The sequence below is a fragment of the Flavobacterium sp. 140616W15 genome (assembly GCF_003668995.1).
Lineage (GTDB): Bacteria > Bacteroidota > Bacteroidia > Flavobacteriales > Flavobacteriaceae > Flavobacterium.
Map to the genome: position 1 here is coordinate 4,922,294 of NZ_CP033068.1, position 12,929 is coordinate 4,935,222.

The 12,929-nt window shown below is 31.4% G+C and carries 13 protein-coding genes; 6 read left to right on the top strand and 7 right to left on the bottom strand.

The annotated features are described in order from the left end of the window. The first annotated feature begins 2 nt into the window (after window positions 1-2). From EAG11_RS21535 to EAG11_RS21545, 3 genes are all read left to right on the top strand, one after another. Window positions 3-2,507, top strand: a complete 2,505-nt coding sequence (locus tag EAG11_RS21535) for a beta-N-acetylhexosaminidase (protein WP_129540991.1) — start codon at window positions 3-5, stop codon at window positions 2,505-2,507. Between the two features lie 5 nt (window positions 2,508-2,512). After that, window positions 2,513-3,817 carry a serine hydrolase gene (locus EAG11_RS21540; protein WP_129540992.1) on the top strand — a complete coding sequence of 435 codons (1,305 nt, stop codon included), beginning with the start codon at window positions 2,513-2,515 and terminating at the stop codon, window positions 3,815-3,817. A gap of 177 nt (window positions 3,818-3,994) precedes the next feature. Beyond that, window positions 3,995-5,137 (top strand): exo-beta-N-acetylmuramidase NamZ domain-containing protein, encoded by a 1,143-nt coding sequence (locus EAG11_RS21545; protein WP_129540993.1) that lies wholly within the window; start codon window positions 3,995-3,997, stop codon window positions 5,135-5,137. A 103-nt stretch (window positions 5,138-5,240) separates the two neighbouring features. On the opposite strand, the gene EAG11_RS21550 is transcribed toward EAG11_RS21545, so the two are convergent. The 5 genes from EAG11_RS21550 to EAG11_RS21570 form a co-directional block, all read right to left on the bottom strand. Then, entirely contained in the window at window positions 5,241-5,711 is a 471-nt protein-coding gene (locus tag EAG11_RS21550; RefSeq protein ID WP_129540994.1) for a PepSY-like domain-containing protein, read from the bottom strand. Between the two features lie 25 nt (window positions 5,712-5,736). After that, on the bottom strand, window positions 5,737-6,180 hold the full coding sequence (locus tag EAG11_RS21555) for a PepSY-like domain-containing protein (protein WP_129540995.1): 444 nt from the start codon (window positions 6,178-6,180) through the stop codon (window positions 5,737-5,739). Between the two features lie 75 nt (window positions 6,181-6,255). Beyond that, window positions 6,256-7,527 carry a cell wall metabolism sensor histidine kinase WalK gene (locus EAG11_RS21560; protein ID WP_129540996.1) on the bottom strand — a complete coding sequence of 424 codons (1,272 nt, stop codon included), beginning with the start codon at window positions 7,525-7,527 and terminating at the stop codon, window positions 6,256-6,258. Next, complete coding sequence (locus EAG11_RS21565; protein ID WP_129537325.1) at window positions 7,527-8,198, bottom strand: response regulator transcription factor; 672 nt, start codon at window positions 8,196-8,198, stop codon at window positions 7,527-7,529. Before EAG11_RS21565 ends, EAG11_RS21560 begins: the two co-directional genes overlap by 1 nt. Before the next feature lie 160 nt (window positions 8,199-8,358). Beyond that, complete coding sequence (locus EAG11_RS21570) at window positions 8,359-8,760, bottom strand: hypothetical protein (RefSeq protein ID WP_129537326.1); 402 nt, start codon at window positions 8,758-8,760, stop codon at window positions 8,359-8,361. 261 nt (window positions 8,761-9,021) lie between these two features. On the opposite strand from EAG11_RS21570, the gene EAG11_RS21575 reads away from it, so the two are divergent. Beyond that, entirely contained in the window at window positions 9,022-9,762 is a 741-nt protein-coding gene (locus tag EAG11_RS21575; RefSeq protein WP_129540997.1) for a DUF4421 family protein, read from the top strand. A gap of 210 nt (window positions 9,763-9,972) precedes the next feature. Here the strand turns inward: EAG11_RS21575 and EAG11_RS21580 are convergent, their stop codons facing one another. Continuing rightward, window positions 9,973-11,502: an MFS transporter gene (locus tag EAG11_RS21580; protein ID WP_129537328.1), complete on the bottom strand. Its 1,530-nt coding sequence runs from the start codon at window positions 11,500-11,502 to the stop codon at window positions 9,973-9,975. A gap of 87 nt (window positions 11,503-11,589) precedes the next feature. Between EAG11_RS21580 and EAG11_RS22535 the strand changes: the two genes are divergently transcribed. Both EAG11_RS22535 and EAG11_RS22540 read left to right on the top strand, forming a co-directional pair. Beyond that, on the top strand, window positions 11,590-11,922 hold the full coding sequence (locus EAG11_RS22535; protein ID WP_242499224.1) for an AraC family ligand binding domain-containing protein: 333 nt from the start codon (window positions 11,590-11,592) through the stop codon (window positions 11,920-11,922). A 340-nt stretch (window positions 11,923-12,262) separates the two neighbouring features. Continuing rightward, complete coding sequence (locus EAG11_RS22540) at window positions 12,263-12,418, top strand: helix-turn-helix domain-containing protein (RefSeq protein WP_242499225.1); 156 nt, start codon at window positions 12,263-12,265, stop codon at window positions 12,416-12,418. Between the two features lie 138 nt (window positions 12,419-12,556). Here EAG11_RS22540 and EAG11_RS21590 read toward each other — a convergent pair whose 3' ends face one another. Continuing rightward, window positions 12,557-12,691, bottom strand: a complete 135-nt coding sequence (locus tag EAG11_RS21590; RefSeq protein WP_242499226.1) for a helix-turn-helix domain-containing protein — start codon at window positions 12,689-12,691, stop codon at window positions 12,557-12,559. Window positions 12,692-12,929 lie beyond the last annotated feature (238 nt).

Consider the following 12,929-nt stretch of genomic DNA (forward strand, 5'->3'; position numbering starts at 1 on the left):
AGATGAAAAAAAACATGCTACTAATTGCCGTTTTCTTGAGTTCCTTGAATGTATTACAAGCTCAGAAACTGGATATAATTCCGCAGCCAGTAAAAATAGAACAGAAAGAAGGAACATTTGTAATTCCATCATCGGTACAAATTGTTGTAGATAAAAAAATACAAAAGAGTGCAGATTATATAGGAAGTAATTTTCTTAAAAATACAGGAATTAAACCGATTGTTTCTATTGGGAAAGGTAATAAAAGAGACGGAATATCATTTTTAGTAGATGAAAAAATAAATCTTCCTAATGACGGTTATGAATTGAGCGTAACTAAAAAAGGAGTTCTCATAAAAGGAAAATCCACAAATGGAGTCATAAATGGACTTCAAACTTTATTGCAGATTTGTTCAGCCAAAGAGGTGAAAAAAGGAACAATACCATTTGTGAAAATAGAAGATTATCCTCGTTTTGAATGGCGAGGAATGATGCTTGATGTATCAAGACAGTTTTTTGATAAGGAAACAGTTAAGAACTACATTGACTGGTTGGCAGCACATAAGATGAATGTTTTTCATTGGCATCTTACTGATGATAATGGTTGGAGAGCCGAAATTAAATCAATGCCAGATTTAACTTTAAAAGGAGCTTGGAGAGGACCAGGCGAAGTATTGTTGCCATCGTACGGTTCAGGAAACAAACGTTATGGCGGTTATTATACCCAAGCCGATATGAAAGAAGTTGTGGCGTATGCAGCAGCTCGTGGAATCTCAATTATGCCAGAAATTGAAATCCCTGGACATTCTCGTGCAGTAACAGCAGCGTATCCAGAAATAGGATGTGTTACAACTCAGGAAACAAAAAGTGTTCAGGGAGAAGTAAAAAATGTATGGTGTGTAGGACGCGAAGAAAACTATCAAATTTTAGATTCTATTATTAGGGAGGTCTCAGAAATATTTCCTTTTGATTATATTCATGTTGCAGGAGATGAGGTAAACAGAGCCAATTGGGAACATTGCCCAAAATGCCAGGCTTTGATGACGAAAGAAGGATTTACAGATAGTTTTCAGCTTCAGAATTATTTCTTTAGAAGAGTTCAAACCATTGTCGATAAATATCATAAAAAAACAAATGGCTGGAATGAAATTTTAAAAGGTGGAGAGATAAATCCAAATACTTTAATTAGTGCTTGGCAAGGAATAAACTACGGAATCGAATCGGCTAAAAGAGGTTATGAAACCATTATGATGCCCGGACAATATTTATATTTTGATATGGCACAATCGGAAAACGAGCGAGGTCATCGCTGGGCTGCAATCACAGACACAAAAAGAGCTTATTCATTCGAGCCAATTCCAGATAGTGACTTAACTCCTGAGCAGCAAAAATTGATAAAAGGAGTACAAGGAGCTTTGTGGAGCGAATATCTTGATCGTCCGACACGATTTATGGAATATCAAAGTTACCCAAGAATTAGTGCTTTGTCAGAAATAGGATGGTCTAAAAAGGAATACAAAAACTGGGATGATTTTTATAGCAGGTTAACCAATAGTCATTTACAACGTTTGGCCAATATGGGAATTGCTTTTAGAGATTTTCCACCTACAGCAATTTATAAAAGTGGAAATATTACAGTAACACCACCTTATGAAGGAGCGGTTGTACGTTATGATGCGCAAGGAAACGAGCCTACAAGACAATCACCATTGTATACAAATCCAATTCAAACAAAAGAATATGAGCAATACCAATTTCGTACTTTTTTTAATGACGATACAGCAAGTCCAGCAGTAAAAGTAGAGAAACTACCAGTAGCAACTTGGACTACTTCAAAAGTGGAAACCTTAACTATTTCAGAGGATATTTCGGAGAATATTGACAAAAAAGGAATTTGGTATTTAACTTTTAACCCAATAGCTGATGGAACAAATAATGGGGTAATAAGAGCAGTTTCGCTTTTTGAAAACGATAAATTAATACAAACGTATTCTGAAGATAGAGGATTAAAATCAAAACCTCGTTTGCGATTTGTGATTGATAATTATAATGATAAAAACACATATCGTTTAGAGTTTACCGTTGAAAATAAAGAAGCAAAAGAATCTGCTGCAAAAGTAAATTTCAATTGCTCACCTTATATAGAACCTGAGGTAAAAGTAACCTCATCTATGGTTGAAAACCCGAAATTTCCATTCACAAGATTAGAAGATTATAATATAGAAAGCTATTTGCGTACAGATGCTCCGTGTGCAAATGGAGACTGGATTTTATACACTTTTACTAATCCAGTTACTTCTTCTAAAATTGATGTATTGACAGGGATTCCGCATCATCCTAGATTTATTATCAACGATGGGCATGTAGAATATTCGTATAACGGTATTGATTTTGAAAAAGGGGATAGTTTTGATTATGGAAATGCTTCCATATATCCAAAGCAACCTGTAAAAGCTGTGAAGATTGTGATTACAGGAACAAATAATGAGCCTATTATGGCAGGTCAGGATTTAAGAATTTATCCTTAAGAGGAATGAAGAAAATAGGAGTTAGAATCGTACCTGTTTTTTTGATCCTTTTAGGGATTAGTTGCCATTCCCTAAAAAACACAAAAGAGCCTTTTGATACAAACCGAAATGAAGCTTACATTGATTCAATGGTGAATAATGCACTTCAAAAAGGATTTTTCCCAGGAGCACAAATTATTGTAGGAAGCAAAGACTCAGTCTTTGTATTGAAAAATTATGGATATCATGATTATTCAAAAACTGAATTAGTAAAAACAAATGATGTGTACGATCTAGCTTCTATGTCTAAAGTTTTGGGTGCAACTTTAGTAGCAATGCATTTAGTTGGAGAAGATAAAATAAGCTTAGAAGACAAACTGGGAGATGTAGTTGGCGTGTATAAAAATACTGCTATTGAAGATTTAACTCTTTTTGAATTGTTGACGCATACTACGGGGTTAAAATCAGGGATTGTTTTTTATCAAAGCTTGCTTTCTACCTCAAACGGATTGCCGTTGTTGAGTAGTCAGCAATCAGAGGATTATACAGACTCATTTGATAATATGCATGTAAATAATAATATTATTTACGATGCTAAGTATTTGACATTTGAACCCAAGGATAATTATATTCAGATTTATAAAAATATGTGGTTGAATCCCGAATTCTATAAAACAGTTTATGATAAAATAGCTTTGGCGAGTACGAATCCTAGAGGTAATTATTTATACAGCGATTTAAATTTGATTCTTGCACAACAGATGATGGAAGCAAAAACAGGTTTGAAGCTTGACGAATTGGCAAAAGAGATTTACAGCGAATTAGGTATTTTAAAAATTGGATATAATCCTCTAAAATGGACTTCAGAACAAGATATTATTCCAACAGAAGTTGATAATTTTTTCAGAAAGGATACGATTAAAGGATATGTGCATGATGAGGCAGCAGCCATTTTAGGAGGAGTTTCGGGAAATGCAGGGTTGTTTGCAAATGCAACATCAATCTCGGTAATATGCCAAATGTTGCTTAATAAAGGAAAGTATCAGGGAAAGCAAATTTTAAAAGCAAAGGTAGTTGCCACGTTTACAAAATCACCTCTTGCTAAAAAGGGAATTTATCGAGGACTTGGTTTTGATAAACGAAAACCAGATGAGTTTTATGAGAAAAACAATTTTGGGCATACAGGATTTACAGGAACGTTTTTCTTTTTAAATCCCAATAATGATAGGTTTTTGATTATCCTTACCAATCGCGTAAATCCTACCAGAACCAATAAATTAATGTATAAAGATGATTTTAGCCCGAAGATCTGGAAACAAATAAATAATTAAGAAAGATTAGCCACAGATTATAAAATTTAAATTAAATCTGCCAGAATCTGTAAAATTTGCATGATACAATTTATTATAATGTAAATCTCCAAAATCTGCGAGAGGCAAAAATTAGTGATAAAAAATAATCCTTTACTCTCGATAGCTATCGGGAGTAGCAAAAAATAAATAAACTCTATGAAAAAACTAACCATAATATGCGTACTAATTACAACTGTTTCTTTTGCGCAAAAAATAAAGACAGGAGCAGAAAATTATACTGAATATTTGCCTTTACTAAAAGGGAAGACTATCGGTATAGTAACCAATCAAACAGGAATTATTGACAAGAAAACCCATCTTGTTGATTTTTTGGTTGAGAAAAAAGTAAAGATAAAAACCATTTTTGCACCAGAGCACGGCTTTCGAGGGACAGCCGATGCAGGCGAACACGTATCTGATGAAATCGATTCAAAAACAGGTTTGTCGATTGTTTCCCTTTACGGAAAAAACAACAAACCAAGTGGAGAACAATTAAAAGGAATTGATGTCATGATTTTTGATTTACAGGATGTGGGGACAAGGTTATACACATACGTTTCTACAATGCACAGAATAATGGAAGCATGTGCAGAGAATAATGTCCCGTTGATAGTAATGGATCGGCCAAATCCAAATATTGGTATTGTAGATGGACCAGTTTTGGATATTGTTTTTAAAAGTGGGATTGGGATGCATCCAACACCTTTGCTTCACGGAATGACTCTGGGTGAAGAAGCCAAAATGATTAATGGAGAAAAATGGTTAAAAGATGGGATTCAATGTGAACTTACGGTTATTCCGTGCTTAAATTATGACAGAAGTATGAGTTATAGTTTGCCTGTACGACCTTCTCCAAACTTGCCTAACGACCAATCGATTAATTTATATGTTAGTTTGTGTCTTTTTGAAGGAACTAATGTGAGTATGGGACGCGGAACCGAAAAGCAATTTCAGATTTATGGATCTCCATACTTGCCCAAAAGTGACTTTGCATTTACTCCCAAGCCTAATTTTGGGGATAAAGACCCTCTATATAATGGAGTAGAGTGTAATGGAGAGGATTTATCGGCAATACCTAAAATAGATAAACTAGAAATCAAATGGTTGATTAAAGCATACCAAATAACATCGGATAAATCTAAATTTTTTGATAAAAGAAAGTTCTCAATACGAGCAGGAAATGAAAAATTACAACAGCAGATAGAAGCAGGAACCTCCGAAGAAGAGATAAGAAATAGTTGGAAAGAAGGTTTACAAGCCTTTAAAAAAATGAGAAAGCAGTACTTAATTTATAAATAAAAATAATAAAGCCTATAAAAAATGTTTTTTAGTTTTTAATTTTTTGTTGGTAAATAAATACCGCCTCTAACCATGAGGCGGTATTTTGCTTTTAATCAAATCTTTATTTATCTATTCGGATAAAATTTCCTTCAAGATCAAATACAAGTTCCAGATTATTAGAAAGTTCTATTTCGATATGAGTTTTTTCGTTGTCTATAGCTGTTACAGATTGATTAGGATAATTTTCCTTTACATAAGTATTGATTTTTTCAGGAATTAATTCAACAGGAATTGCTTGGTTATTTCCATCGATATCAACCCATTTTCCGTTTATATCAAAATCAATTTCAAAATTATTACTCAATAAAACATCATATACAGAACCATCAGAATCAGGAATGTTTTGCTTTTTTATTAGTTTATAAGTAGCAGTAGGGAAATATGAGGTAACAAATGTTGTTGCTGGTTGAGGTAAGTCTTTAGCGCTAATTACAGATTCGTAGTCATTATCATTATCATCATCACTACTACAAGATGTTGCTGAGAATAAAAGCGTTAAAGCAATAAAGCCTGATAAGATTATTTTTTTCATGATTAAAGTATTAAATTATTGATTCTTAATTATCGATTCTTATAAAATTACCTTTAGAGTTAAATTCTAGCTCTAAACCGTTACTTAAGTTTACTTCGTAACCCCAAGTACCTTTGTCAATTTTGGTTATTGTTGTATTGGCAAAATTGGTATTTATGTAAGATACAATTTTTTTTGGAATTACAGATATAGGAATAGCCTGATGATTTCCATCTACTTCTTCCCAATTTCCTTTTCCATCAAATTCAACTTCTAAATTATTAGCAAACTGAACTTTGTAGTCTTTAGAGAACATTTCTTTGTCCTCAATTATATAAGTAGGCTCTTGTCCTGCAAAATGGGTTTTTAAAAAAGATTGAGCATTTGCAGGTAGTGCAGTTTTAGTGATTACTGTTTTTTGTGCATTTGCAGAAAGTCCAAATGCTAATCCTGCTATTAGGCACATAGCCAAGTTTAATTTAGTTTTCATAATTATTTATTTTTAATTCTAATGCAAGTGTACAACTAGAATTTGGAAACAATTAGGAAAAACATAGAAAAAAGACTACTTTTTAGGAAAGTTGATTTTGAATTGATGATTTCCCGTAAATGAATATTCTATAGTAATCGAATAGTTATTTATGATTGATTTTACAATAGATAAACCTAAACCAGTAGATTCATTTGTTGTGGTATGGCGATAGAATCTTCCGAAAATTAATTCAGAATTTAAAGGAGGATTATTTCCAGTGTTCGAAATTATGATGTCATTCTTATTTATTATGAAATTCACAAAACCATCTGGATGATTATGTATTATGGCATTTTTTAATAAATTACTAATCAATGCAATTGCCAATCCTTTGTTCATCATAAAATATAACGAATCATTTTCTACGACTGTTATTTTTACTTTTTTGAAATCAGCCAAATCTGTGTAGTCGTCAATTAGTAATAAAATGAGTTCATTAAAGTTAACATTTTCTTCTTCCGAATACTGTTGATTCTCTATTTTGGATAACATTAATAACGATTTATTCAACCTTGTTAAGCGAGTTAAGGTATCGGTTATTTTTCCTATTTCCATCATTTGTTCATCAGGAAGAACGGTATTTTCGGCAAATAACTCGAGTTTGTTAATGCTAATTGCTAGTGGTGTTTGTAGTTCATGAGAAGCATTCTCTATAAATTGTTTTTGACTAGAATAAATTGTTTCATTGCGATTTAGCATTTTTTCTACTTCTTTTGCTAAGATATTGAATTCATCGATAGGAGAATTTATAGGTTTTAATCGGCTGCCAGTTCCTAATTTAATTTCTTTAAGATTATCTAAAATGATATGAAACGATTTCCATATTTTTTTTAACAACAAGTGGTTTACTGCCAATATACTAATTACGAGCATAACATATAAACCAATTAAAGCAAGCAGTAAATCTTCTAGTAATTCATCTTCTTCAACGATTGATGCTTTTATAATTAGTTCATGAGGATTGCCTTTATCATCATTAAATATAGTTTTTAATGTCCTGATAGGTTCGTTATCATTATCATATTCCATGAATTCCTTAGAAGTAGAAAACTCATCTTTTCGAGAATAATTACCTTTTGGTAATGGTTTTATAGTAAACTTGTTGATACCAAATTCTGGAGAATTTAATAATTTTTTGTCGGCAAAAGTGTGACGGATAATAATAATCTTAGAGTTTTTTAAATCATCATCGATATTATCATGTACTTCATCTAAAATCAGCATATAAAAAATCCCTGCCCAGATTGGGATTACAATAAGAAGCGTAAGTGCCAGATAACGAAGGGTATAATTTTGTAATTTCATTAATTCATTTTGTATCCAATTCCGTAAACTGCTTGAATATCAATTTCGGCATTACTGTCTTTTAGTTTTTTTCGCAAATTTTTAATTTGTGAATATACAAAATCTAAATTGTCTGCCTGATCGGTGTGGTCGCCCCAAACATATTCGGCTATCGCAGTTTTATTAATTAATCGGTTTGGATTTATTATAAAATAGTAGAGTAAGTCAAATTCTTTTCTGTTTAAGATTAGTTCATTATTATCTATGGTAACGGTTCGTTGTTCAGGGCAAAGAGTTACGTTCTTCCAAGTAATAAAATTATCTCCATTATAATTATTTCTGCGAATAGCTGATTTTATTCGTGCATGTAATTCTGACAAATGAAAAGGCTTACTTAAATAATCATCAGCTCCTAAGTTTAAACCTTTTACTTTATCATCAACAGCATCTTTTGCTGAAATAATAATAACTGCACTTTGTTTTTTTTGTCTTTTTACTTCCAGAAGTAAGTCAAGGCCATTCCCGTTTGGTAGCATGATATCAATTAGAATACAATCGTAATCATATGCGCCTAGTTTGTCTAATCCAGAAATATAATCATATGCCGTTTCGACAATATATTTTTCTTTTTCAAGTGATTGTTGTACCACTTCACGTAAACCAGCCTCATCTTCTATTATTAAAATTTTCATGTTCTCTCTGTTTTATGTAATTCAAAAGTATGAATACCAATCAAAATAAAACTGGATTTCTGGAAACATTTAGGAATAAATAGTTTTGTTAACTTCCTTTTTTAAAATAATGCAAGACATAATAATACTGATTTATACTTTTATAGAAGTGTGTAATTTATTAATTAATATCTATGTCGACTCGATGTTTGTGTAAAAAACCATGTTTGTTGTCTTTTAAGAGTTTTTTTACAGACTCTGGAGTTTTATAAATAGTTTTGATGTTTTTAGTATCAAACTCAATAGTATTTACTGAATTTGAAAAATCATCAATTATAGGATCAGACCAAACTCCAGCTCCAAAAGATATTTTTACAGTATTTTTTTGTTTTAGATTGAAGACAATAGAATCTCCATTTGATTTGTCTTTTATAACACTCGAAGTGTAACTTTTAGCTTCTGGATTTAGATTGATTTTAATTTTAACATCTGAATCGGTTTTGTTTATGAAATTAAGATTTCTTATTGGATCACAACTGGTTAATAGAAGACAAAAAAATAATAGAATTATTGATTTAATCATAATGTAAGTATTTAAGATGCTAATTTAATTGTAATATGAAAATAAAACGAGTTCAATAAATTATAAAAGTATAATGATAAGCTGTTTTTTGAGTAAAGTTGAATTCATTTATTAAATTATTGCAGTGTTTAATTCGCAGAAATCACATATTTAAAGTATGTATAAAAGATATATGATTTAATTAAGAGGTGTAGTTTTTATATTTTCTAAAGAATACTTTTGCGTAATAATAAGGGGCAATAAATTCCGTTTTATAGCATAATGAAAACATATTTTTATTTTTTACTTTTATTTATTCTTCCTTATTTTAGTCAAGCTCAGGTTAAGGTTGATACTTCTTATATTAAACCATTTGAAAATCATCTTTCTATTCGAATATATCAGTCGATGAAGTTTATTTCTATGGAACAAAACATAGGAGGCGAGACAAAGAAATTTATGCCAAATACACCAATGAATTTAGGTTTTGGAGTGTCTGTAAATAACACTATAATTAATTTAAGTTATGGATACGGCTTAAATTTTATGAAGGATAAAGATAAAGGGAAAACGAAAGCATTAGATTTTCAAATTCATAATTATGGGCGAAAGTTTATAATTGACCTTTTTGTTCAAAAGTATCGTGGATTTTATACTGCTGATGATAATGATAAAAACATACAGCTATACCCAGATTTAAAAATTCAGCAATATGGAGCATTTGGGCAGTATGTTTTTAATAACAAGAAATTCTCTTATAAAGCAGCTTTTAATCAAAATGAAAGGCAATTAAAAACCGCAGGAAGTTTTCTCCTTGGAGGTGGAATTTATTTTACAAAAATAGATTCAGATAGTTCTTTTGTACACAAGGATAAGAACTCATTACGGAATTTTCAGTTTGGTGTAAGTGGAGGTTATGCTTATACTTGGGCGATTAATGAAAAGTGGTTTGCTAGTGGTTCAGCAACAATGGGAGTTAATTTTGGGACTGAAAAAATAAATGATTTTGGTAAAAAAAGATAGAAGTCTATCCTACATTCTTTCCAAGAGTTGCAATAGGATATAATAAAGAAAAATGGTCGCTAGGCTTATCCTATGTTAATAATCTTATCTTTTCTTCATTTTCTGATAATAATACTAGTAACATAGGATTGTCCTCTGGAAATTTTCAGATTGCCTACATATGGAGGCTTGATTCTAATCCTTTTTGGGGTAACAAAAAGGCAGATTAAGTTATCTGTCACTATTCCTAGGATTGAAAAGTTTATAACTCATTAATGCTAAAATCCATACACCAAAACCTCCATATAATAAGACTAGGTCAAAGCCATGAGCAAGAGCGTCATGTACAATTTTCCCTGAAGAATCTAAGGTTGCAAGCTCAGGAAAATCTTGATTGAGAGAAGAAAAATTTCCTACAGCTATTTTTTCTGCTATCGAGCGTAAAATTTCTGGTTCTAATGCTTTTGAAAAAGAAGTTGTTAAATGAGATAAGATTCCTTCAACTAATATAACTCCCATTAAAGCAATATTAAGAGATAACGTAATCATTCGGGCGCTCATGTCTATACCAGAGGCCATACCAGCTCGATTACTTGAAACTGAACCTGTGGTTGTATTAGTTACAGGAGTATTGGTTAAACCTAGTCCGATACCAGCCAATAGGGAACCGGGTAGCATTGTGATCCAGCTAGCATTTTCTGCAATGCTACCATATCGCATCATGATAAAACCTAATCCAAGAATAAATAGTCCTAAAGGAATTACAATGCCAGAGCGATATTTAACCGAAAGATATTCAGCAAATGGAGGAATAAATAAAGTTGGTAAAGTATAAGCAAGCAAAGAAAGTCCTACTGTAACAACATCATAACCCAAATAGCTTTGAAAATAAATTGGCAAATAAATTATAAAGGGCCAAAAACTAAAATTCATGCCTATAGAACCAAATATAGCTCCTGAAAAAGTATTGATTTTAAATACTGAAAAATCAAACATGGGATAGGGAGTTGTTTTTTCGACCCATATAAAAAGGATCAAACTTATTAAGGCAATAAGTATACTAGCTAGGGCAATTGGACTTAAGAACCCTAAATTTGGGCCTTGGGTAATGAAATAAGTGAGTCCGAAAATAGAGATAGATAATGTAATCATTCCCCATATATCTAATTTTTTGGTTTCAGAATCTTTTGATTCATTTACAGTGCTATAAACAAGAAAAGCAGCGATAATAGCTATTGGAACATGAATTAAAAACACCCACTGCCATGATAACAAAGCTAGTATTAAACCACCAATAATAGGGCCAAAACCTAATCCGATACCAAGGATAATTCCCCAAGCACCAAATGCTTTACTACGCTCTTTACCTTCCTGAAATTGATATGATAAAGTGGCTACTTGACAAATAAGCATAGCCCCACCGCTTATCCCTTGAAAGAATCGACTAATAATTAATACCGCTGTATTTTGTGCTAAACCACAGATTAGGGAGAAAACACCAAATAAAAGTAATGTGATAATTAAAATGTGTTTTCGACCATATCGATCCGCTAAGGTTCCAGCAACCATTAAAATAGCAGTACAGCCAATGGTGTATATATTCATTATCCATTGCATGTCTCTGAGATTGGCATTTAGCACTTTTTCGAGAGTTGGTAAGATTACAGGAACACTTGAAATTTCTAAAGAGAACATTAGATTAGCTAGACAAATCGCGATTAAGGCAATTGTATTTTTGTTTAAGTTGAATTTTTGCTTCATTATTTTGTATTATTTATATAAGCAAAATTAAACTGAGTAATGCTATTTTTTCAGTATAATTTTATGATAATAAAGTATCTTTACAAGATGAGAAAAGAAAATATGCATCAATCTGTTGAGGTGATTTATAAGAAGATCAACGAATGTCCGATTGTAGATTCTAAATTCAGTTTCTTTCAGATGGTTTATGTAGTTTCCGGAAATGGGTTTCTTCACATTAATGGCAATCGTATCTCTTATCAAACAGGAAATTTAATGTTACTTACGCCAAATGATTTCCATAAGTTTGATACTGTAACGACTACTGAGTTTTTATTAGTTAAGGTTAATAGTGAGTATGTAAAGAATATAAGTCGAAAAGTATTGACCATATCGAATGTTTATTGCATTATGCGACACATTTGTCAGGTTGTATTTTAAAAAATAAGCCGATGAGTTCCTTGTTAGGTCTATAGCCGAATCTTTAATACATAGTATAGAAAAAAGTATTTATGATGAAGATTTAGCTTCTCATTATGTAAATGCATGATTGTAATTGCTGCGAGAAATCTAGCAAAGATAAAACCTGTTGGTATAAAAGAAATGCAGATAAAAGATCCTTGAAATCATTAATTATATTCAGGCTAATATTTTTGTCCTCAAAAATTAAGGCTTCAGCTATAGCAGAGAAATTTGATATATCTAATACGTATTTAGGGAGTTATTTTAAGAATCTTGTGGGGAAACGATTCAGTCTTTTATCTCAAATTATAAAATTAGATTGATAGAACATCGATTAAGTTTTAGTGATATGAGGATCAATGAAATTGTAGATGAATTTGGTTTTTCTGACGAAAGTCATCTCAATAAATTTTTTAAGAAACACAGAAACATTAGTTTAACTGGTTATCGAAAGGCAAAAACTTTGATGAACTAATATGATTAAATTGTTTTTTTACACAATTTTGGCTACGCTAGTTGATGAAGTAATTACACGAATTTTAACGAATGATAGTATGCGAATTCTTTCCGTGGCCACTAGGTCTTTTTTAAAACTTAAATAATTCTATATAATCTACTTGTAGGCATTGCATACTTTCTCTAAAGTTGAGAGCGTTGCATTAGCATTTCCTTTTTCTAATCTTGACATATTACTTTTTTCAAAATTGCATTTTGCTGCTAAATCCTGTTGAGAAATATTTTTTCTCAATTCTAATTGTTTGAATTCGTTTTCCGACTTTTTGTTGTAAGCTCTGTTCCAAAATAGATTATCTTTTATGATAATTCAAATTTTGTCATATATTTGCCTAAACAGGTTATCTTTTATGATAACTATAAAATAAAATTATGGAAGCACATGAAATTATGAAATCGGAGGATTTTAGACAATTAATCGACAGATATTTCACGACAATAAAACCTGCAAATGATAAAAAGGGTGTTTGTGC